At 70.7% G+C, this 20,721-nt stretch carries 22 protein-coding genes; 8 read left to right on the forward strand and 14 right to left on the reverse strand.

The features are described from left to right. Nucleotides 1-144: 144 nt before the first annotated feature. The 3 genes from AB0J64_RS03760 to AB0J64_RS03770 all read right to left on the reverse strand — a co-directional run bounded on the left by AB0J64_RS03760 (nt 145) and on the right by AB0J64_RS03770 (nt 2,640). The gene (locus AB0J64_RS03760) at nt 145-1,077 is read right to left on the reverse strand and encodes a PD-(D/E)XK nuclease family protein (RefSeq protein WP_364020091.1); all 933 of its coding nucleotides are present in this window, start codon (nt 1,075-1,077) and stop codon (nt 145-147) included. A gap of 149 nt (nt 1,078-1,226) precedes the next feature. Beyond that, a complete protein-coding gene (locus AB0J64_RS03765; protein WP_364020094.1) occupies nt 1,227-1,943 on the reverse strand; it encodes an MBL fold metallo-hydrolase in 717 nt (238 codons plus the stop codon). 43 nt (nt 1,944-1,986) lie between these two features. After that, nucleotides 1,987-2,640, reverse strand: a complete 654-nt coding sequence (locus AB0J64_RS03770) for a DUF6758 family protein (protein ID WP_364020096.1) — start codon at nt 2,638-2,640, stop codon at nt 1,987-1,989. 47 nt (nt 2,641-2,687) lie between these two features. Here AB0J64_RS03770 and AB0J64_RS03775 point away from each other — a divergent pair, with 47 nt between their 5' ends. Next, the gene (locus tag AB0J64_RS03775) at nt 2,688-3,083 is read left to right on the forward strand and encodes an NUDIX hydrolase (RefSeq protein ID WP_364020099.1); all 396 of its coding nucleotides are present in this window, start codon (nt 2,688-2,690) and stop codon (nt 3,081-3,083) included. On the opposite strand, the gene AB0J64_RS03780 is transcribed toward AB0J64_RS03775, so the two are convergent. Together AB0J64_RS03780 and AB0J64_RS03785 are read right to left on the reverse strand one after the other, a co-directional pair. Further along, nucleotides 3,084-5,918 carry a hypothetical protein gene (locus AB0J64_RS03780; RefSeq protein ID WP_364020102.1) on the reverse strand — a complete coding sequence of 945 codons (2,835 nt, stop codon included), beginning with the start codon at nt 5,916-5,918 and terminating at the stop codon, nt 3,084-3,086. A 307-nt stretch (nt 5,919-6,225) separates the two neighbouring features. Beyond that, nucleotides 6,226-7,227, reverse strand: coding sequence for a CPBP family intramembrane glutamic endopeptidase (locus AB0J64_RS03785; RefSeq protein WP_364020105.1), 1,002 nt, complete (start codon nt 7,225-7,227; stop codon nt 6,226-6,228). 100 nt (nt 7,228-7,327) lie between these two features. Between AB0J64_RS03785 and AB0J64_RS03790 the strand changes: the two genes are divergently transcribed. Beyond that, a complete protein-coding gene (locus AB0J64_RS03790) occupies nt 7,328-8,017 on the forward strand; it encodes a hypothetical protein (RefSeq protein WP_364020108.1) in 690 nt (229 codons plus the stop codon). Then, nucleotides 8,014-8,556: a DUF6529 family protein gene (locus AB0J64_RS03795; protein WP_364020110.1), complete on the forward strand. Its 543-nt coding sequence runs from the start codon at nt 8,014-8,016 to the stop codon at nt 8,554-8,556. Before AB0J64_RS03790 ends, AB0J64_RS03795 begins: the two co-directional genes overlap by 4 nt. On the opposite strand, the gene AB0J64_RS03800 is transcribed toward AB0J64_RS03795, so the two are convergent. Continuing rightward, a complete protein-coding gene (locus AB0J64_RS03800) occupies nt 8,546-9,478 on the reverse strand; it encodes a CoA ester lyase (protein WP_364020113.1) in 933 nt (310 codons plus the stop codon). The two genes, AB0J64_RS03795 and AB0J64_RS03800, sit on opposite strands and share 11 nt — an antisense overlap. A 59-nt stretch (nt 9,479-9,537) precedes the next feature. On the opposite strand from AB0J64_RS03800, the gene AB0J64_RS03805 reads away from it, so the two are divergent. Then, complete coding sequence (locus AB0J64_RS03805) at nt 9,538-9,906, forward strand: hypothetical protein (RefSeq protein ID WP_364020116.1); 369 nt, start codon at nt 9,538-9,540, stop codon at nt 9,904-9,906. Here the strand turns inward: AB0J64_RS03805 and AB0J64_RS03810 are convergent. Next, on the reverse strand, nt 9,890-10,849 hold the full coding sequence (locus AB0J64_RS03810) for an EamA family transporter (RefSeq protein WP_364020119.1): 960 nt from the start codon (nt 10,847-10,849) through the stop codon (nt 9,890-9,892). The two genes, AB0J64_RS03805 and AB0J64_RS03810, sit on opposite strands and share 17 nt — an antisense overlap. A gap of 96 nt (nt 10,850-10,945) precedes the next feature. Here AB0J64_RS03810 and AB0J64_RS03815 point away from each other — a divergent pair, with 96 nt between their 5' ends. Together AB0J64_RS03815 and AB0J64_RS03820 are read left to right on the forward strand one after the other, a co-directional pair. After that, nucleotides 10,946-12,157: a CBS domain-containing protein gene (locus tag AB0J64_RS03815; protein ID WP_364020122.1), complete on the forward strand. Its 1,212-nt coding sequence runs from the start codon at nt 10,946-10,948 to the stop codon at nt 12,155-12,157. Beyond that, nucleotides 12,147-12,614 (forward strand): DUF1003 domain-containing protein, encoded by a 468-nt coding sequence (locus AB0J64_RS03820; protein WP_364020125.1) that lies wholly within the window; start codon nt 12,147-12,149, stop codon nt 12,612-12,614. The genes AB0J64_RS03815 and AB0J64_RS03820 overlap by 11 nt, the downstream gene beginning before the upstream one ends. Here AB0J64_RS03820 and AB0J64_RS03825 read toward each other — a convergent pair. Continuing rightward, nucleotides 12,598-13,059, reverse strand: a complete 462-nt coding sequence (locus AB0J64_RS03825; RefSeq protein ID WP_364020128.1) for a MarR family transcriptional regulator — start codon at nt 13,057-13,059, stop codon at nt 12,598-12,600. The two genes, AB0J64_RS03820 and AB0J64_RS03825, sit on opposite strands and share 17 nt — an antisense overlap. A 158-nt stretch (nt 13,060-13,217) precedes the next feature. Here AB0J64_RS03825 and AB0J64_RS03830 point away from each other — a divergent pair, with 158 nt between their 5' ends. Continuing rightward, nucleotides 13,218-14,351 (forward strand): Mrp/NBP35 family ATP-binding protein, encoded by a 1,134-nt coding sequence (locus AB0J64_RS03830; protein WP_364020131.1) that lies wholly within the window; start codon nt 13,218-13,220, stop codon nt 14,349-14,351. Nucleotides 14,352-14,564: 213 nt separating this feature from the next. On the opposite strand, the gene AB0J64_RS03835 is transcribed toward AB0J64_RS03830, so the two are convergent. The 4 genes from AB0J64_RS03835 to sigE form a co-directional block, all read right to left on the reverse strand. Next, a complete protein-coding gene (locus AB0J64_RS03835; RefSeq protein ID WP_364020134.1) occupies nt 14,565-14,927 on the reverse strand; it encodes a sec-independent translocase in 363 nt (120 codons plus the stop codon). 253 nt (nt 14,928-15,180) lie between these two features. Then, nucleotides 15,181-16,866: a trypsin-like peptidase domain-containing protein gene (locus AB0J64_RS03840; RefSeq protein WP_364020137.1), complete on the reverse strand. Its 1,686-nt coding sequence runs from the start codon at nt 16,864-16,866 to the stop codon at nt 15,181-15,183. A 167-nt stretch (nt 16,867-17,033) separates the two neighbouring features. After that, nucleotides 17,034-17,555 (reverse strand): zf-HC2 domain-containing protein, encoded by a 522-nt coding sequence (locus tag AB0J64_RS03845; protein ID WP_344992498.1) that lies wholly within the window; start codon nt 17,553-17,555, stop codon nt 17,034-17,036. Further along, nucleotides 17,555-18,187 (reverse strand): RNA polymerase sigma factor SigE, encoded by a 633-nt coding sequence (gene sigE, locus AB0J64_RS03850; RefSeq protein ID WP_185068462.1) that lies wholly within the window; start codon nt 18,185-18,187, stop codon nt 17,555-17,557. The genes AB0J64_RS03845 and sigE overlap by 1 nt, the downstream gene beginning before the upstream one ends. Nucleotides 18,188-18,358: 171 nt before the next feature. Here sigE and AB0J64_RS03855 point away from each other — a divergent pair, with 171 nt between their 5' ends. Next, nucleotides 18,359-18,997: an O-methyltransferase gene (locus AB0J64_RS03855; protein ID WP_344992506.1), complete on the forward strand. Its 639-nt coding sequence runs from the start codon at nt 18,359-18,361 to the stop codon at nt 18,995-18,997. Here the strand turns inward: AB0J64_RS03855 and AB0J64_RS03860 are convergent. Beyond that, nucleotides 18,994-20,397 carry a leucyl aminopeptidase gene (locus AB0J64_RS03860; protein ID WP_364020141.1) on the reverse strand — a complete coding sequence of 468 codons (1,404 nt, stop codon included), beginning with the start codon at nt 20,395-20,397 and terminating at the stop codon, nt 18,994-18,996. The two genes, AB0J64_RS03855 and AB0J64_RS03860, sit on opposite strands and share 4 nt — an antisense overlap. A 78-nt stretch (nt 20,398-20,475) precedes the next feature. Further along, nucleotides 20,476-20,643 (reverse strand): DUF3117 domain-containing protein, encoded by a 168-nt coding sequence (locus AB0J64_RS03865; RefSeq protein WP_020545024.1) that lies wholly within the window; start codon nt 20,641-20,643, stop codon nt 20,476-20,478. Nucleotides 20,644-20,721: the final 78 nt, after the last annotated feature.

Genomic DNA, 20,721 nt, shown 5'->3' on the forward strand with positions numbered 1-20,721 from the left:
GTCGCCCCAGCGTGCGGGGATCATGGACGGCGCGAAGCGGTTGCTGGTGGCAAGGTCGCTCCTTTTGCTGCTCGCAGGGAGGCGGCGCCGCCGAGGGGCCGATACGCGCCAAAGCCCGCCGGTGAGGCGGGCCCTGGCGGTGCGTCAGTCGGCGAGGCCGTCCCATGGGCGACGGTCAGGGCCGGCGGCCTGGCCCTCGGGGCAGTGGCGGCGGAAGTCGCACCAGGAGCAGATCGGCCCGGGACTGGGCGCGAACAGCTCGTCGATCTCGTCCGGCACCGCAGCGGGCCTGACAAGCTGCCGCTCCCCTGGCGCGGAGGCGCCTGGTCCCGAGCGGGAGGCAGCGCGTCCCTTGGCGGGTGGGCCGATGAGGGCGCGGTAGCGTTCGTCGGCCTCCGACGCCTCGGTCGCGAGCTCCTCCGCGCGCCGCAGGTGGCGGGCGAGCGACTCCTCGGTGTGCCGCCACTCCACGATCTCGCCGGTGGGCAGGTGGTGGAGCTCGACCGTACGGCAGGGCGTGCGCATCATCGTGGAGGCGGCGGCCGCGTACACGGCCAGGGCGAGCGACGAGCGGGCGTCGTCCTGGGTGAGCGGGCGGCGGCCGGTCTTGTAGTCGACCACGACCAGCTCGTCACCGCGCCGGTCGAGACGGTCGATGCGGCCGGAGACGGCGATGACCTTGGTACGGGTCGCAACGGTGCGCTCGACGCCCACAGGGTCGTCAGCGGGGTCTAATGTCGCGACATATCCGGAGACGAGGTCGCGCGCCCGGCCGAGCCAGTGCCCTGACTGCTCGGCGTCCCTGAAGCCCTCCGTGATCCACCCGTTCGTGACCAGGATGGCGGCCGTCAGCGGGGTCCGGCGCTCGTACGGCTCCCGCCACCACCCCGCCAGGGCGTTGTGCACGCTCGCGCCGACGCTGTTGTGCGCCCAGGCGGGCCCCTTGGACGGCTGCGGCCGGTCCAGGTAGCTGAACCGGTAGCGGCGCCTGCAGTCGAGCCAGGCGTTCAACCGCGACGGCGTGCACGAATAGAGCCGCCGCGGCATCCCTTCCAGCGGAAGCTGCTGCGTATTCATGGCCTCCACTCCGCGGAGGCGGCTCGGTCGCTTTCGAGCCGCCGCCTTCCCTCGTCGCTCTGGTCGCTGGAAAGCCGCCGCCTTCCCTCGTCACTCCGGTCGCTGCGCTCCCTGCGCTCCTCAGCCCAGGCGCCGGCGCTCCCTCGCACCTATTCGTCGTCCGGGTTGAGCTTGATCCCGGAGATCCTGGTGCCGTCGCTGAGCGGGCCGTCCTCGTCGCCGGAGGAGTCGCCGCGGGTCAGCGAGCCCGACACCCAGTCGTCGAAGTGCGGCTCCAGGTCGCCGATCGTGACCTCGTCGCCGTGGGCGGCCAGCACCCGCGTGTCGCCGGGCAGCGTGAACAGCCGCCCGCCGATCGAGGTGAGCTGGTCGGCCAGGGCGGGGTATTCGCCCCCCAGCTTGCCGGGGCCGTCGGCCTGCAGGGCCTTGCCGGTGAACACGGCCCCGAGCGCCTCGCAGTAGAGCGAGACGCCGCCGGGCGTGACGCCGGGCGTCTCCAGGACATCGAGCTGGACGTCGGCGACCTCGAAGACGCCGTCGTCCTCCATGTCGATGTCGGGCCAGGTCTCGCGCCAGGTCTCCCGCCACAGGGGCTTGTCCTTGGGGTGCAGGGCGACCACGGCCTCGTCTCTGCTGGCCACCTCGATGGCGGCGGAGACGTGGTCGGGCAGGCCCGCCGTGCAGATGACGGCGAGCACTTCGCGCTCGCCCACCTGCTCCAGGATCTTCTCGGCGTCACGCGCCGCGTCGACAACGATCACTTCGTCGTCGTCGCCGACGATCCAGGTGTTGTTCTCGACCTTGTGCTCGGTGCCGTCTATTTCGACGACGCCCTCGGTCACCACTCGCTCGATACGCGCTGTCACGCTTCCGAACTTTAGTCCGTCTGCCTCAGAGCGCGAATCGAGCTCAGTCCTCGAGCCGCGGAGAGAACGCACCAAACGGGACATCCAGGTCGTGATCCCGTACGTCGAGCAGCGACAGCTCGGCGAGCGCGATCATGCAACCGGCGTCGGCGGGCCACGCAATGGCCCACAGCCAGTTGCCCATCGCCTCGCCCGCGTAGACGGCCCGGTCATCGGCGCCGCCCACGCACCAGAGCGCGGTGGGATGCCCGAGCACGTCGATCTTGGCGTTCGGCGGACCCGAGTCGAACCCCTCGCCGGGGTCAGGGCCGTCGAGTCCCGCGAACGCCGCGCCGAGCCCGACGCCCGGTTCCTCCGCGATGACGAGCAGATCGGCGGGGCCTTCCATGAGCGAGGGCCCCGTCAGCGCGACCACGCTGGCGCGGGCACCGGTGCGCTGGTCGCCCACCTCGCCGAACCCGGTCACCAGCCAGCCGACGGGCAGCGGCCAGGGCAGCCACACGGGCACCACCGCGCTCTTGCGTATGGCCTCCAGCGCCGTACTGGTCGGCGGCCAAGGAGGCTGATACGGCAGGACATCGCCGTGCGTGTTGCATCGAAACGCGCTCGACCACGCACTCGGCCCGTGAAGCGGGCCAAAACACCGTGGACAGGTAGGAGCCGCTCTCACAACTACCCACGGTGCTTTCTCCGGCACCGGCCCGTCAAGGGCGCTTCTCGTTGTCCCGTCGTAATCTTGGTCATGTGCGCGTAAATTGTGTCGGCGCGATTATTTTCGATGCCTCTGACCGGCTGCTTCTCGTCAAACGAGGACGTCCGCCCGGCATGGGCCTGTGGTCCATTCCCGGCGGCCGGCTGGAGCCCGGCGAGAGCGACGCCGACGGCCTGCGGCGTGAGGTCCTGGAGGAGACCGGGCTGCGGGTGGACGTGGGCCGCCTGGCCGGCACGGTGGACCGTCCCGGCCTCGGCGGGGCCACGTACGTGATCCGCGACTACCTCGCCAGCGTGACGGGAGGCGTCCCGACCGCCGGGGACGACGCCGCCGACGTGCGCTGGTGCGACATGGAGGAGCTGGTACGGCTGCCGCTCTCCGAAGGGCTCCTCGAGTCGCTCACCGGCTGGGGCGTGCTCCCCCGCTGACTATCTGTTCGAGGTGAGGCTGGAGGTCCACAGGATCAGGTGATCGGCGTTGTACGTCGTGGACCGGCCGAGCGCCACCACCTCCGACCCCGACACCGCCACGGCCGAGAGCCACTGCGCCCCCTGCCCGGCCAGCCGGTCCTTCGTCAGCGCCATGCGGTTCCACGACAGCCCGTCCTGCGAGGTCCAGGCGGCGCTGTCGCCTTCGCCGGGAACGCCGTGCCAGCCCACGGCCACCAGGCCCTCATCGGCCGCGGCCAGGTCGTACACCGCCGCCGCCTGATCCGTGGGCAGCCAGGCCGTCTGCCAGCTCTCGCCGTCGTCGTCCGAGACGGCCGCGAACGCGCGCCGCGCGCCGCCCGTCACGGCCGTGCCGATGGCCACCAGCTTGCCCTGATAAGTCGTGACCCGTCGGAGTCCGGCCGCGGTGGCGTCCGGTGGCGTCACGCGCTTGCGCGAGCTCCAGTTCACGCCGTCCGGGGAGTACCAGACCACGCTGCTCTCCTGGTCGGCGCCGCCGGAGCCGCCCACCGCCACATAGCCGTCCCCGGTGGCGACGGCGTCGTGGATCCGCACCCCGGAGCCGCCCTGCGGCAGCTTCTTCGACCTGGTGAACTTCCGCAGGTCAGGGGTGAACCACATGGCGGCGCGCGTCGTGCCCGCCTGGTCCCGGGACTCGCCCGCCAGCACGTACCCCTTCTTGCCCGCCGTCACCACGTGGGTCTCCAGGTAGGGGTCGTTCGGGCTGCGGGTCAGGTCGCCGGTGACGTTCACCTGCCGCCAGCTCTCGCCGTCGTCGGAGGCGACGAGGAGAGGGTCGGTGACGGCCACGTTCGTCTCGGTGGCGCCGACGGCGAGCCAGCCCCGGCTGCCGTGGGCCACGTCCTCCAGCGACTGCCTTCCGGGGCCGCCGAGGCTCATGGACTTCCAGCTCCGCCAGTCCCTGATCGTCCACAGGCCGGCGTCGCCCGAGGCTGAACCGACGGCGACGTACCTGCCGCCGGAACTGGCCAGCGCACTGGTCTCGCGCGCGATCCTGGTCAGGCCCTCGACCTGGCCGAGTTGCACGCGCGAGGCGTTGCCGCGCGGGGGCGAGGCCACGAGCACGAGCTGGTTGTCGACGTCGGAGGCCGCCTGGTCGCCGCCCGCGAACAGGGTGCCGCCGTCGGAGATCGTGAACCCGCGCAGCGTCGCGCCCGTGAGGTCGCCGAGGTCGGTCCGCTTGGTCCACTGGCGCCCGTCGGCGCTGGTCTGCACGGAGTAGCGGCCGAGGGTGGCCTGCGAGACGGCCGCGACGCCCGACGGGTAGGAGATCAACGTCTCGACGCCGGGGCTCTCGCCGCTCACGCCGGCCATGGAGCCGCACTGCGACCACTGCGCCCCGGTCGGGGAGCAGTAGACACGTACGTCGCCCGCGGGCGTGCGCTTGCGCCACGGCGCCAGCACGAAGCCCTTGGGGAGCACGGCCACCGTCCCGGTACGCGGCATCGCCTCGAGGAGCAGGAAGTCGGTCGCCTGCCAGTCGCGTCCGCCGTCGGCCGAACGGAGCACCCGCGATCCCTCGCCGACCGCGGGGGCTCCGATGGCCACGACCGTGTCGCCCTTGGCGACGACCGCCTTGATCTCGCGTACCTCCAGCTCTCTTGTCTCGACCCGCTCCCACGTCCTGCCGTCGGCGGAGCGCCAGGCCGCCGGGCCCGTCCCGCCGTCGTCTCCTGTCGTACGTCCCACCGCCACGAACCCGGACGCCGTCCTGGCGATGTCGTTGATCTGGTCGCCGGCCTTGAACGCGGCCAGCCCGGACGCCTCCACGGCCGTCCAGCTGAACCCGTCGGTGCTGGTCCACAGGCCGCGCTCGGACCCGCCGTCCCCACCGGCGGCCAGCCAGCGCCCGTTGCCGCCGACGACCCGCTGGACCGTGGGGGTGGAGGCGCCGTTGACCTGGCCGAGCTGCCAGTTCTTGCCGCCGTCCGGTGAGAACAGGAAGAGCGGGCGCGGTGTCGGGCTCGTCGTGTCGCTGCCGACCGCCACCACCGCGCGGCCGACGGAGGTCATGTCGTTGAGCTTCTGGTTTGCGCCGTCGCCGGCCGCGGGGACGGTGAACAGGTCGTCTCCCGACCGCCCGGTGCCCGCCTCCAGCCGCAGGCCGGGGGCCTCGTCCTCGGTCCACTGCCACACCAGCACGCCCGCGGCCACCAGGACCGCCACGGCCAGCGACAGGACGACGGGGACGGCCCTGCTGCGGTGGCGTACGGGGCTGGAGCGGCGGAGGGCGGCCGGGGCCGGGCCTCTGTGATGCCTGCCGCTCGAGCCCTGCGGGCGCGGCGGGCCGGTGGCGACAAGGAGGTCGGGCCGCGTGGGCCGCCCGGCCGGCGGCCGCCCGACCCGCCGCACCTCGGGCTCACCGTCCCGGAGCTCACCGTCCTCGGGCCCGCTGTCCTCGGGCTCGCCGTCCTCGCCGTGCCGCCTCTCGGGCTCGGCCGGCTCCTCGTCCTGCTCCCGAGCCGCCTGCTCCACCGGATACACCAGCCGGTACGGAGGCTCCCTCCGAGGCGTGGTCTCCTGTTCCCCGGGCTCGGAGGAGGACGCGGGCGCGGGCTCGGCCTCGGACTCGGCGGGAGGCGCGGCGTCCGCCTGCGGCTCGTCGGGACGGGCCTTTTCCTCGGGAGGATGGACGGGCGCGCCGGCCACGAGCTTGTCGGGACGGTTGACGATGCGGCGGGGACGGCGGCGCGGCTCGGCCTCGGGCTCCGCCGTCGGAGAGCTGTACGGCCGGCGCCCCTTCGGCGGCTCCGGCGGCTCGTCCTCCGGGACGGGGGCGGCGAAGGGCGGCATGCCCCAGGGTGAGGTCAGCGGTAAGCCGCGCGCCCGATCGTCGGTGGGACCCGGGGGTGAATGGCGGATCCTCGGCTCTTCCGAAGAGTGCGGTTCAGACGCGCCCTCAGGACGCGGGTCGTCGTCACCATGCGGTCGCCGAGGCGGTTCGCTGGGGCCGGAGGCCACGCGCCGTACCTCCTATTGGTCGAACTTGTCGTACAGGGTGGAATCAGGACGCTGTCCCGTTCCACAGGAACCAGACCAGCATGACTCAGCCGGAATAGCGAGACCTCTCTAGCGAGATTCCCGGCACCCCGCGCCCGATTCATACGGAAACGTTGGTAATTGACCGCTTCTTGGCTATATACAACACACCAAACGCATACACCCCGAGCTGCACCACCGTTCCCGACAACGCCTCCCAGGGAACCGGCGTCGCCCCCTGGCTCAGCGCGTCCTGCAGCTTCCCCGCCGCGGCGGCGAGCCCGAAGGCCAGCAGGTTGTTCAGGACGTGCAGGGCGATCCCGGCCTCCAGCCCGCCGGTCCGCACCGTCAGCAGGCCCATGACGGCCCCGAACCCGAACACGTCGACCAGCCCGGCCCACGAGTACCCGTGCAGCGACATGAACAGCGCCGAGCCGAGCAGGATGGACCAGACCGGATTACGCACGTGCACGCCCATCGCCTGCACGAACCACCCGCGGAAGACGTACTCCTCCGCGGCCGCCTGGAACGGCACCAGCAGGACAATCACGATGAGCGCGGGCAGGAAGCCGGACCACCCCGCCCAGCCGAACAGATCGGCGTCCTCGCCGGACAGCGTCAGCACGAGGGCCTGCGTGCCCTGCCCGAGCACCAGCGCCAGCAGGGCCAGCCCGAGGCAGCTCAGCAGCCAGGACCAGCGCAGCCGCCCGGCCACGGACGAGAGCGTGCCGGGGCGCCTGCGCTGGACGAGCGCCGCCGTGCCCTGCACGAGCAGGATCATGGGCGCGAGCGACAGCAACAGCACGCTCAGCGAGAGCACCGGATCGCCGAACAGCGCGCCCTCGGCGTTGAGCGGCGCCGGGATGCGCAGGAACATCGACACCGCCCAGCCGATCCCCAGCATCACCACGCTGAGCCCGATGTATCCCGCGGCGATGATCAGCGTTCCCCCGATCGCCCGCCAGGGCTGCGCGGCGGCGGTCCTGGCGAGGTGGTCGTAACGCACCCCTCGAGGCGTCGGCAGGAACCAGGACGGCGGCGGAGGCGGCGGCGCGTACGAGTGGACCGGCGGCTGAGGGCCATGACCGTACGGAGGCTGCTGCCCCGGGAAATTCTCCTGCACCCATCCATTCTGTCCGCCTGATGCGCAATAGTTCACAGACGGTCCTCTGATTTAGGCGGATGCTCGGAGTCGTACGGCATTTCGACCCTGGGAGCAGTCCATGTCAAGGCTGGGACCTGTCATCACCCTCACGGCGGGGGCAGTGCTCGCCGTGGGGCTGGGTGTCGCCAGCGTCATCGCGACACCGGCGGCCACGAACGAGGCCGCCAACACCGCCGCGGAGGCACCACCCGCCACCGAGACCACCGCGGCCCCGTCCCCTTCACGCGGGGCGGAACAGACAGCGCCGAAGAAGATCCCCAAGGCGGACTACGGAGGCTACGTCAAGGGCAACGGCGGCCTCATCGCGCTCTCGGTCAGAGACGGCAAGGCCATCGGCTACTTCTGTGACGGCAAGGCCGAGGCCTGGTTCAAGGGCACGGAGTCGGACGGCGAGCTGCGGCTGACCGGGTTCGGCGGCGCCAAGGTCACCGCCGATCTGGGCGAGGGCCGGGCCAAGGGCTGGGTCGCGGTCGGTGACCACAAGTGGAGCTTCGTCGCGCCCACGGTGATCAAGCCGTCGGGCCTGTACCGGGCGACCGCGATCGTCAGGGGCGCCAAGCTCAGGGCCGGCTGGATCGTGCTGAAGAGCCCTAAGGGCGGCTTCACCCAGGTCGGCGCCGCGTTCGAGGGCGACACGCAGGTGCCGATCCCGCAGTTGCAGGGCGACCGGCCCACGGCGCCCGTGACAGTCGACAGCACCACGCTCTACCCGAAGGACGTGGACGGCTTCATCGAGGAGATGCAATGACCGCCGTACCCCAGCCACCGCGCAGTCTGACCCCGCTGCTCGTGCCGCTGCTGGCCGGCGGCCTCGCGGCACTCGCGCTCGGCGTCTACGGGCGGGTGCACACGCCCACCGGGTTCGCCGTGGGCGTGGCCGGGTTCTCCGCCGCGCTGCCGATGAAGGCGTGGCTGACGACGGGCGCGTTCGTCCTGGCGATCGTGCAGGTCGTCTCGGCCCTGTCGATGTGGGGCAGGCTCGGGATCAGCATCCCGCCCGCCGTGCACCGCTGGTCGGGGCGGCTGGCGTTCCTGCTCACGATCCCCGTCGCCTTCCACTGCCTCTACGCCCTGGGCCTGCAGTACGACGTGCCGCGGGTGCTCGCGCACTCGTTGCTCGGCTGCTTCTTCTACGGCGTGTTCACCGCGAAGATGCTGGCTCTGCCCAAACGCGACACGCCCGGCTGGACGCTGCCGGTGCTCGGCGGGCTGGCGTTCACCGCGCTGATCGGGATCTGGCTGACGTCGTCGTTCTGGTTCTTCACCGCCATCGGGCTCAAGGTGTGAAGCTCTTCGTACGCCTCAGCCCGGCGGCCTGCCCCTTGGCCGCCACGACGAGCGCCATCTTGCGCGAGGCCTCGTCGATCATCTCGTCGCCCAGCATGACCGCGCCGCGCTTCTCGACCGTGGTGTAGTACTCGTACGCCTCCAGGATGAGCTCGGCGTGGTCATAGTCCTCCTGCGACGGCGAGAACACCTCGTTGGCCGCGTCCACCTGGGAGGGATGGAGCACCCACTTGCCGTCGAACCCGAGCGCCGCCGACCTCCTGGCGGCCCGCCTGAAGCCCTCGATGTCCTTGATCTGCAGGTAGGGGCCGTCGATGACCTGCAGGTCGTGCATCCTGGCCGCCATGAGCAGGCGCATGAGGATGTAGTGGTAGGCGTCGCCCTCGACATAGCCGGGCGGCTGCTCACCGACGACGAGCGTGCGCATGTTGATCGACGCCATGAAGTCGGCCGGGCCGAACACCAGGGTCTCCAGGCGCCTGGACGAGCCCGCGATGGCGTCGGCGTTCACCAGGCCGCGGGCGTTCTCGATCTGCGCCTCGATGCCGATGCGGCCCACCTCGTACCCCATGGTCTTCTCGATCTGGGTGAGCAGCGTGTCGAGCCAGACCACCTCGGTGGGGTCCTGCACCTTGGGCAGCATCACGCAGTCGAGGAACTCCCCGGCCCCCTCGACGACCTCGATCACGTCCCGGTACGTCCACTGCGTCGTGAGATCGTTGACCCTGACCACCCGCGTCTTTCCGGCCCAGTCGCCCTCGCGCAGCGCGGTCACGATGTTCTTGCGCGCCTCCTCCTTCGCCATCGGCGCGACGGAGTCCTCCAAGTCGAGGAAGACCTCGTCGACGGGCAGGGTCTGGGCCTTCTCGAGGAAGCGGGGGTTGCTGCCTGGCACGGCGAGCACCGAACGACGTGAGCGCATGCGCCCACGCTAGCGCCGGCCCTCCCGGATGGTCCTCTCCAGCGACTACAGTCGGGGATGTGACCGAGAACGCTGCGGCCATCGAGGAAGGCGCCAAGAAGTCCGGCATCCTCTGGCTCACGCTCGACCGCCCCCGCCTGGCCTGGCACGCCTGGCACGACGGCGCGATCTACCTCGTGACAGGTGGCGGGGAGCAGCAGCTTCCCGGTCTGGAGGCGCTCGACCAGGTCCACGTCACGCTGCGCAGCAAGGACAACGGCGCCCGGCTGGTGGAGTTCGAGGCGGCGGCCTCGGTCGTCGACCAGGCCACGGCGGCCGACGCCGTGGCGGTGCTCGCCAAGGAGCGCCTCAACGCCACCGACAGCGAGCACCTGACCGAGCGCTGGGCCCGCGACTCCACCGTCCTTCGCCTCACCCCTGGCGGCTGACCCCGACGGGCTGCCCTTCGGGCTCCACCACCGGTGACGGCTGGGCGCTCGCGGTCGCGGTCTGGGCGAGCAGCGCGCCGGACAGCACGAGCAGGCCTCCGACGATCTGGAAGACCCCCAACGTCTCCCCGACCAGGGCCCAGGCCACCACCGCGCCGCCGATCACCTCCAGGGACGCGACCGTGGCCCCCACCGCGGCCGACAGCCGCCGCACGGCGTTCACCCCCAGGATGTACGCGATCACGGTCGCGACCAGCACCATCCACAGGTACGCCCCCAGCACCGGCAGCGACCGGCCGCCGTCAGGCGTGACGGTGGCCGTGAAGGCGCTCCACGGGATGTCCCATGGCCGGGCGAACGGGATCAGCACCACGGCCGCGCCCGCCATCCCCCAGGCGATCAGGCCGAGCGGGTCCACGTCGTCGCCGAAGCTATCGTTCATCAGGAAATATCCGGCGCAGCAGGCCCCGGCCAGCAGCCCGAGCAGCAGGCCCAGCGCGTCCAGCCGCATCCCCTGCCACGCCTCGACGACGATCCCGAGGCCGACGACGGCCACGACCGCCCCGATGTAGGCGGCCCGCGCGAGCCGTACCTTCCGTACGAACCGCACCCAGGCCACCACCATCACCGGCGCCATGAACTCCAGCAGCAGCGCGATCCCCACCGGCAGCCGGGTGATCGCCACGAAGTACAGCGACTGCACCCCCGCCACCGCCATCACCGCGTACAGCGCGAGGAACGGCAGCCTGGAGCGGGGGATCCGCAGTGCCCGCGGCTTCACCACGGCCAGGACGGCGAGCAGCAGCAGCCCCGCGCCCGCCATCCGGGTCCACACGGCCTCGATCGGCGCCAGCCCGGCGGCGATGAGGTACCTGGCCATCGGCCCGGAGAACGCGAAACACCACGAGGACACGAACGCAAGCCCGAGCCCGGCATACCTCATAGTCCACCACCTGGCCAGTAATCACCGTTAAGCACGTTTGATACTGACATGTGAGGCGTTTGGGGCGCAATGGAGGGCCACTGTTAGCCTGACCCCGTGCAGATCTTCGTGGCCCGGCTGCCCGGCACCCCGGTCTTCGACCCCGCTGGAGACCAGATCGGCCGGGTCAGGGACGTCGTGGTCGGCCTGCGTATCGGCCGCCGGCCCGTCGTGCACGGCCTGGTGGTGGACATGCAGCCGCGCCGCAAGGTGTTCCTGCCGATCACCCGGGTGCGCCGCATCGAGGCCGGGGCGGTGGTCTTCACCGGCCGGCTCAACATGCGCAGGTTCGAGCAACGCGCCACCGAGACGCTGGTGGTCGGCGAGATGCTGGACCTGACCGTGGAGGCCGACGGCGAGCCCATGACCGTCTACGACGTGGCCATGGAGGAGCTCAAGCCGTCCACCTGGGAGATCACCAAGGTCGCCCTCTACAAGGGCAGGCGGCGCGACCCCAGGATCGTCGACTGGGAGGAGGTGTCCGGGTTCGACAGGCTGCAGAAGGACCAGGGCGCCGCCGGGCTGATCGCCGCGTTCGAGTCGCTGCGGGCCGCCGACATGGCCAGCGCGCTGCACGAGCTGCCCAGCAAGCGGCGCATCGAGATCGCCCGCGCCCTGAACGACGTCCGGCTGGCCGACGTGCTGGAGGAGCTGCCGCCCGACGACCAGATCGGCATCCTCGGCACGCTGGAGCCCGAGCGGGCGGCGGACGTGCTGGAGGAGATGGGGCCCGACGACGCCGCCGACCTGCTGCACGACCTGCCGGAGGAGCAGGCTGCCAGGCTGCTGGCCCTGATGGAACCGGACGAGGCGGAGCCGGTCCGGCGCCTGCTGACCTACCCGGAGACCAGCGCGGGCGGCGTGATGACCAGCGAACCGGTGATCCTGCCGCCCACCGCCACGGTGGCCGAGGCGCTCGCCCACATCAGGCAGCAGGACCTGACGCCCGCCGTCGCCGCCCAGGTCTACGTGACCCGGCCGCCCACGGAGACGCCGACGGGCACGTACCTGGGCGTCTCGCACTTCCAGCGGCTGCTGCGCGAGCCGCCGTCCACCCTGCTCGGCGGCGTGATCGACCCGTCGATCGACCCGATCAGGCCGGAGTTCTCACTCCGCGAGGTCACCTACTACCTGGCGAACTACAACCTCGTCGCCGCCCCCGTCGTGGACGAGCTGGGCCGGCTCGTCGGCGCGGTGACGATCGACGACGTGCTCGACCACATGCTTCCCGAGGACTGGCGCGAGAGGGCCGACGAGAGTGACGACTGAACGACTGGACCAGCCGCGCGCCCTGCGCCGCACGCTGCGGCCGCACTACGACCCTGAGGCGTTCGGCCGCCTTTCCGAGCAGATCGCCCGCTTCCTCGGCACCGCGCGCTTCATCGTCTACATGACCGTGTTCGTGGGGGTCTGGGTGGCCTGGAACGTGGTCGCGCCACCGAACCTCAAGTTCGACCCGTACCCGTTCATCTTCCTCACGCTGATGCTGTCGCTGCAGGCCAGCTACGCCGCGCCGCTGATCCTGCTCGCCCAGAACAGGCAGAGCGACCGCGACCGCATCCAGTACGAGCAGGACCGCGAGGCCGCCGAGCGCAACCAGGCCGAGATCGCGTACCTGACAAGGGAGATCGCCGGGCTGCGGCTGGCGCTCAACGAGGTGGCCACCCGCGACTACCTGCGCACGGAGCTCGGGCGGTTCGTGGAGGAGCTCAAGGAGCGGCGGTGACGTCGAGCTTGGCGACCATCGACCGGATGCGGGAGATCTCGCCGGCGCCCAGCGGGTCGAGGAAGTGGGCCCTGATGCCGCGCAGGTAGGTCGGCGTCGCCTCGGCCAGCCGCGCCGCGCCAGGCTCCGTCAGCACGGCGAACAGCCCGCGGGCGTCGTCGGCGCACGCCTCGCGCGAGACCAGCCCGTCGCGCTGCAGCCGGTCGATCAGCCGCGTCAGGCCGCTGCGGGAGAGCAGCACGCGGTCTGCGAGGTCGTTCATGCGCAGCCGCCGCTCCGGCGCCTCCGCCAGCTGCATGAGCACCTCGTACGAGGCCAGCGGCAGGTCGTGGGCGACGAGCAGCTCCGCCTCGAGGTGGCGGGTGATGCGCACCTGAGCGCGCTGCAACATCCGCCAGACCGCCAGCTCCTCGGCGGTCAGGCCGTCGTCGCGCAGAAGAGTCACGGAGTAACCTTAAGACGTTGTTGCACGGACATCTAACAGCACGGATTAACTCAGCGAGGCCTCCGGTTCATACCATGGAGGGGCATCCTCACTGGCGTTCTGCGCCTGTCACATATACCGACAAAGGAGGGACGGCACTCCCTCGTGCCGAGACTTCGATGGCACTAACCCAGGAACAGGTGACGGCCGCCCTCGCCACCGTCATCGACCCCGAGATCCGTCGGCCCATCACGGACCTCGACATGGTCAAGAGCATCGATATCGCTCCCGACGGCGTGGTGCGCGTGGGCGTCTTCCTCACCGTGTCGGGGTGTCCGCTGAAGGACACGATCCGCCGTGACGTCACGAACGCCGTCGCCAAGCTGGACGGCGTGACGGGCGTCCAGATCGAGCTCGACGTCATGAGCACCGAGCAGCGCAAGGCACTCCAGACCAAGCTGCGGGGCAACCGCGGGCCGGAGAAGGAGATCCCGTTCAACCAGCCGGGCTCGCTGACCCGCGTGTTCGCGGTCGCCAGCGGCAAGGGCGGGGTCGGCAAGTCGTCCGTGACGGTCAACCTGGCCGCCGCGATGGCCGCCGGCGGCCTGAAGGTCGGCATCGTCGACGCCGACATCTACGGCCACAGCATCCCGCGCATGCTGGGCGCCGACGAGAAGCCCACCAAGGTCGAAGACATGATCATGCCGCCGGTGGCCCATGACATCAAGGTCATCTCGGTCGGGATGTTCAAGCCGGAGGGCAACACGCCGGTGGTCTGGCGCGGGCCGATGCTCGACCGGGCGCTCCACCAGTTCCTGGCCGACGTCTACTGGGGCGACCTCGACGTACTCCTCCTCGACCTGCCCCCGGGCACGGGCGACATCGCGATCTCGGTGGCGCAGCGGCTGCCGACGGCGGAGATCCTGGTCGTGACGACGCCGCAGATGGCCGCCGCGGAGGTGGCCGAGCGGGCGGGCTCGATCGCCGCGCAGACGCACCAGCAGATCGCCGGAGTCATCGAGAACATGGCCTGGCTGCCCTGCCCCCACTGCGACGAGCGCATCGCGGTGTTCGGCGAGGGCGGCGGTCAGACGGTCGCCGACGCGCTGACCCGCACGCTGGGATCACGCGTCCCGCTGCTGGGCCAGGTCCCGATCGACCTCCGGCTCCGCGAGGGCGGCGACGAGGGCAAGCCCCTGGTCCTGACCGATCCCGACTCCCCGGCCGCCGCCGAACTCCGCAAGATCTCCTCCACCCTGACCAAGCGCTCCACCAGCCTCAAGGGCCTCCACCTCAACCTGTCCCCCCGCTGACCCTTTACGGCTCCGCAATGGTCGATGTCCTGCTGTGACATCCGGTCCGTCGCGGGTGCCCGTCGTCAGGGTTTTTTACGGCTGCGGACAGGGCCTGGCCGTCTGGGTGGTCGACTCGTGAAGCGGGTCGCCATCCAGGGGCCTCTGAGGGCCTCAGAGGGCCATATGGGCGGTTTTGGGCCTTGGTGGGCTATAGGCCTACAGGCGGGGATGTCAGGTCGCCTCTGAGTCGTACGGGGGCACTTCCCCGAAGCCCAGCTCGTCCACCACCGGCTCCGGCGTGTACGGAGCCGCGGGCTCCAGCTCACGGGACTTGCTGTTGTTCCAGTCGTCCTCGAGGTCGTCGAGGAGGTGCTTGCGGACGAAGTTGCGCGGGTTGAGGTCGGAGGGGTCGAAGTTCTGGAACTCGGGGCCCAGACCGGCCCGCAGGTCGTCACGTGCGTTGTTCGCCATCCGGCGCAGATTGCGCAGCGTCTTGCCTGCCTGTGAGGCGGCCTGAGGCAGCTTGTCGGGACCGAAGACGAGGAGCGCGATGACGATCAGCGCTCCGACCTCCATCCACCCGAGTCCGAACACCGTGAGCTCCTACCGCAAGTCCAACCCTCCGAGGACACCCCCGGCCTATCCACAGACTAAGGGCTTCTATGGGTAGGTCGGTCGTCCCCCCTCGGTCATATCACCGACCTTCCCGCCATACAGCCCCTCCCATCCAGGTGACCAGGGGAAGGCCGGTCACCGGCGTCGTTGGATGGTGCCCGCCGTGCGCAGCCGTACAAACCCCAAAGGACGGACACGCACGACGGACCGGACGTCACAGCAGGACGTCAGGTCAAGACGGCGTCGGGGTGGGCTCGTCCTCGGCGGTGACGATGAGGGTGGCGGTGTGGTCCTGGCCGGCGCGCTGGTACTTGATGGTGATCTTGGAGCCAGGGGCCTTGCTGCGGATCAGGGCGATCAGCTCGTTCCCGTCCTGCAGGGTCAGCCCGTCGATCTCCAGGATCACGTCGCCCGCCTTCAGGCCGGCCTTGTCGGCGGGACCGTTACGGTCCACCGGCTGGCGTCCCCCGCTGGGCCCCGAGGCGATCTTCACGCCCTGGCCCTTGTAGTCCTTGTCCAGGACGATGCCGATCTTGGGCCGCTTGGCCTTGCCCGTCGTGATCAGCTCCTCGGCCACGCGCCGCGTCTGGTTGACCGGGATCGCGAAGCCCAGGCCGATGCTGCCGCTCTGGCTGCTCTCCGAACGGCCGAGGGTGGCGATGGCCGAGTTCACCCCGACGACCTCGCCCTTGCCGTTCACCAGCGGCCCGCCGGAGTTGCCCGGGTTGATGGCGGCGTCGGTCTGGATGGCGCTGATGTACGCGGGCTCCTCGGTGCTGGTGCCGGATTCGTCGCCCGCGATGACCGGGCGGTTGAGCGAGCTGACGATGCCGGTCGTCACCGTGCCGGTCAGACCCAGCGGGGAGCCGATCGCGATCACCGGGTCGCCGACCACGACCTGGTCGGAGTTGCCCAGGGTGATCTCCGGCGTCCCGAACGTGTCCTCCGGCTTCACCACGGCCAGGTCGGAGCCGGGGTCGCGGCCCACGATGCGGCCCGAGGTGGTCTTCCGGTTGTTGAACATGATCCGGATCTCGCCGCCCTTGGCGGCCAGAGCGACGACGTGGTTGTTGGTGACCACGTAGCCGTTCTTGATCAGGAAGCCTGATCCGGTCGCGCCCTCGGTGGAGGTGCCGGCCTCGATCGAGACCACGCTGGGCAGCACCCGCGCGGCCACGCCCGCCACCGACCCCGGCTCCCGGTTGGTCGCGCCGGACGTCGGCAAGGGGCCGAGGCTGTAGGAGGGGTCGTTGCCGCCGTTCGTCCTGGTCAGCAGGTACGTGCCGACGCTGCCGAGCAGCGAGGCCAGCAGCGCGATGGCCACGGCGATCGAGACGAGGAAGACGGTGCTCGGTACGCGCCTGGGCCCGGGAGAGCCCGGCGCGCCCGGGGGCGGCGGCGCCCATGCCGCACCCAGGGGAAGCGCCTGGCGCGGCGGTGGCGGTGGGGTTCCGCCACCTGAGGGGCCGGAAGGAGGCGGCCCGCCGAACATCGGCGCCTCGTAGACGCGCGTCCCGTTGTCCGGGCCGCCGCCGAACGAGGGCCTCTCATAGGAGCTCGAAGGGCTCTCGTAGGAACCGCCGTACGAAGGGCTCTCATAGGAGCTGCCATACGAGGGGTTGTCGTAGGAGCTGCCGTACGAGGGGCTCTCGGGGGCAACGGGAGCGCTGAAGGAGGGGTTGGCGAACGACGGGGCACCATAGGAAGGGCCGCTCGGTGGCGACCCCCCGTACGGCGGCACCCCCGGGGACGAACGGCCGGATGGATCACCCCAAGAAGTGCCGAACGAGGCGGGCGGCTCCGGCCGCGGGCTCGGCACTTCGAGAGAGTCGTCCGCGGGCAGGAAGTCCGGCCGCCCCTGTGGTTCGGGGTAGTCCGACGGCGTGCGTCCTTCGGTGGGGCGCGTCTCGTCGGTCATCTAAGTTCACCACTCCTTGGCTCGGCCACCGCAATCCTCGCTCTTGCGGCATACGAGGGTTATAAAGCATTTGTCAGGAATCGCTCATGACAAATCCTGGAACCAGATCGTATGCCCCATGCGCTGCCGAGTACGCCAAGGTACGGTCACCCAGGCATAGCCGCAGGTCAAGGCGTGGCGGTCGAAGGCGCGCTCGCCGGCGTCGTCCGCGGCTGCTGGAACAGCTCTACCGGAGGTGCCGGGTTGTTCTGCCCGACGCCGGTGGTCGCGAAGAAGGTGCCGAGCGCGACGGCCGCGGAGACCACCCCGACCGCTACGTAGGTCGAGCGCCGCCTACCGCGTCCAGGGCCCGTAGCCCCACCAGTGGCGTCCCTGCGCGGGCGGTTGTCCAGCGGAGCGATGGTGTGCGGCCCAGGGATGGGCACCCCGCCGAACGTGCGGGTGGGAAAAGGGCGCTCCCTCGGTGGCAGCGGCCCTCCCGGCTCCCCCATCCGGAGCAGGGACATCGTCAGGTCGGCCGGCATCGCCGGCCCTTCCAGCGAACGCAGGCGCGACTTCAGCGCCCGCATCGACTCGACCTCTTGCCTGCAGTCGGCACAGAAGGTCAGATGCGCCAGCGCGCGCTCGCGCTCGGTGTCGTTGAGCTCACCGTCCACAAGCGCCGAAACGCGTTCTCCAAGGTGCGCCATCAGACTTCCTCCCCACGGATCACGGTCGGGGGGAGTTGGGAATTACGGGGGGCTCGATGATCGAGTGCTTCCCGCAACTGCGCCCGGCCACGGTGAATACGGCTTCGGACCGTACCCAGCTTGACGCCGAGCGTGGCCGCGATCTCCTCATAAGACAGGCCCTCGATGTCACACAGCACGATCGCGGCCCGGAACTCCGGCGCGAGCGCGTCAAGGGCGGCCTGGATGTCCGGCTCCAGATGGGCGTCGTCGAACGCCTGCGCCGGCGACGGCTCCCGGCCGCGCAGCCGCTCAGCGGCGTCGTCGGCCAGCCCCTCGAACCTGATGCGCTGCTTGCGCCGCGCCATGTCGAGGAACAGGTTCGTCGTGATCCGGTGCAGCCACCCCTCGAACGTGCCGGGGGTGTAGCTCGACAACGACCTGAAGACCCGTACGAAGACCTCCTGGGTCAGGTCTTCGGCATCGTGGACGTTGCCGGTCAGCCGGTACGCCAGCCGATACACGCGTGCGGAATGCGTCCGCACGACTTCCTCCCATGTTGGAGGAGTCCAGTCAGACGACACGGGAGTATCCGCCTGGTGGTCGCTTTCGTCCACCAGAACTCCTCTCTTTGGGACCACCGCTACCGCCATAGTGCCTGGTTTCGTCCCTTCGTGCGCACTGCTGCCTTCGGACCGGCAAAGCCCGTCTAAACCTGCAACGCCTTAGGACCCTCCTGAGTTCCCGTCCTGGCGCGTCTCCCCTAGGCTGCGATCGGTGCCAATCACGCGGACCAATCGCACGAAAGTGGGGGGAGGCGGCCGATGACCAGTCCGGTGGAGGCCACTCTGGCCTATGCGGAGCAGTTCCATCAGGAAGATGACATCCTGCATGCGGCGCGACAGCGCGGGCTGGAGATGGGGGCCGCACCCATCCCTCCCGGGAGCGGGGCGGCCCTGTGCTTCCTCGCCACCGCCGTCAACGCCAAGTCGGTCGTCGAGATCGGCACGGGCTGCGGCGTCTCGGGCCTGTGGCTGCTACGCGGCATGCGCACGGACGGCACGCTGACGAGCGTCGACGTCGAGCCGGAGCACCAGCGGCTGGCCAGACAGGCGTTCGCCGAGGCGGGCTTCTCCGGGGGGCGGGTGCGGCTCATCTCGGGCCGTGCGCTCGACGTGCTGCCGCGGCTGTCGGACGGCGGCTACGACCTGGTGTTCGCCGACGGCGCGCGGCAGGAGTACGCCGACTACCTGGCAGAGGCGGTCCGCCTGCTGCGCGTGGGCGGCGTCGTGGCCGTCGGCAACATGTTGTGGCGTAACCGGGTGGCCGACCCGGCGCAGCGCGACGCTGACACGGTCGCGCTGCGCGAGGTGGGCAAGCTGGTGCAGTCGGACGACCGCCTCCGTTCGGTGCTCATACCGCTGGGCGACGGCCTCCTCGCCGCGATCAAGATCGCCGACTAGGCGCGGGTGAGCCACTCCAGAAGCAGGCGGACGCCGAACCCGGTGGCGCCCTTGGTCAGCGTGCCCTCGTCCACCGTGCTGCGCCCGACCCCGGCGATGTCGAGGTGCGCCCACGGGCGCCGCCCCGCGAACTCCCGCAGGAAGAGCGCCGCCGTGATCGACCCGGCCCCGAACCTCGACCCCGACTCGACGTTGGCCAGGTCGGCGATCGACGACTCCAGCGCGGGCTTGTACTCGTCGATCAGCGGCATCCGCCACAGCCGGTCGTCGCTGCCGTCCGCGGCGTCGAGGAGCTGCTTGGCCAGCACGTCGTCGGAGGCGTAGACGGCCCCGACGTTGCGGCCGAGCGCCACCGTGATCGCACCGGTGAGCGTGGCGATGTCCACCACCGCGTCGGGGTCGAGCACGGCGTCGGCGTAGGCGAGCGCGTCGGCCAGCACCAGCCGGCCCTCGGCGTCGGTGTTGAGCACCTCGACCGTGCGCCCGCCGTAATGCTTGATCACGTCGCTGGGCCGCTGGGCCGTGCCGGAGGGCATGTTCTCGGCCGCGGCGATCAGCCCGGTGACGCGTACGGGCGCGCCCAGCTCGGCCAGCGCGCCGAGCACGGCGATCACGACCGCGCCGCCCGCCATGTCGGTCTTCTGGGTCTTCATGTTGTCGGTCGGCTTGAGCGACAGCCCGCCAGAGTCGAACGTGATCCCCTTGCCGACCAGAACCACGTGCCGGTCGGTCGGCTCGGCGGGCGTGTAGGAGAGCTGGATGAGCCTGGGCGGGCTGACCGAGCCCCTGCCGACGGCGAGGATGCCGCCGAACCCGTCGGCCTGGAGCTGCTCCTCGTCCCAGACCCGCACGGGCAGCCCGCGCTCGGTGGCCCGCTCGGCCAGCCAGGCGGGGTTCTTGACGGAGGACGGCGTGTTGGCCAGGTCACGCGCGAGCGCCACCGCCTGCGCCACGACCTGCGCGCGCCGCACCTGCGCCGCGTCGGCGCCCGCGAACGCCAGCGCCCGCACCGGCTTCTTGCCCTCGCTACCGATCTTGAACGAGTACGCCGCCAGCAACGCCGCCTCGGCGAACGCCGCCACGTCGCCCTCAGGCGTCACCACGGTCAGTGTGTCCCTGCCCTTGGCCCTGCGGGCCAGCGCGGCGCCGGCCTTGCGCAGGGCACGCGCCGAGCCGTCGCCCACACCGTAGAGCAGCACCCGGCCCACGCCGTCGGCCCGCGCCACAGGGACCTCGACGATCTCCCCCGCCTCGCCCTTCGCCTCGTAGTGGGCCAGCAGATCGCCCACCGGCAGGTGCAGCTCGATCTCGGGGCTGAGGTCGGAGCCGTAGGGCACGGCCAGTAGCTCGGCGCCGTCGGGAACCTCGGCGACCACCGAAGCAGTGGTCTCAATCGGCACGGGACCTCTCCTCAAACGTCAGCGACCCTGGCGCCGGATTACGCCAGGGTCGTGGATCAAACTGTCTTTCGGGAACTCTCAGCCGACGACGTTCTTCAACGCCTCGCCGAGCGCCTTTGCCTCGTCGGCGGAGATCTCCACGACGAGCCGGCCGCCACCCTCCAGGGGGACCCGCATGACAATGCCGCGCCCTTCCTTGGTGACCTCGAGCGGACCATCGCCGGTCCGCGGCTTCATCGCCGCCATGCGTGCATCCCTTCCTGCCTTGGGCTCCCGCGGCCCGCGATTTCCGACCGCCCATGGGGGGTGGTCGGCGCATTCACG

Source organism: Nonomuraea sp. NPDC049695 (genome assembly GCF_040674955.1).
Taxonomy (GTDB): domain Bacteria; phylum Actinomycetota; class Actinomycetes; order Streptosporangiales; family Streptosporangiaceae; genus Nonomuraea; species Nonomuraea helvata.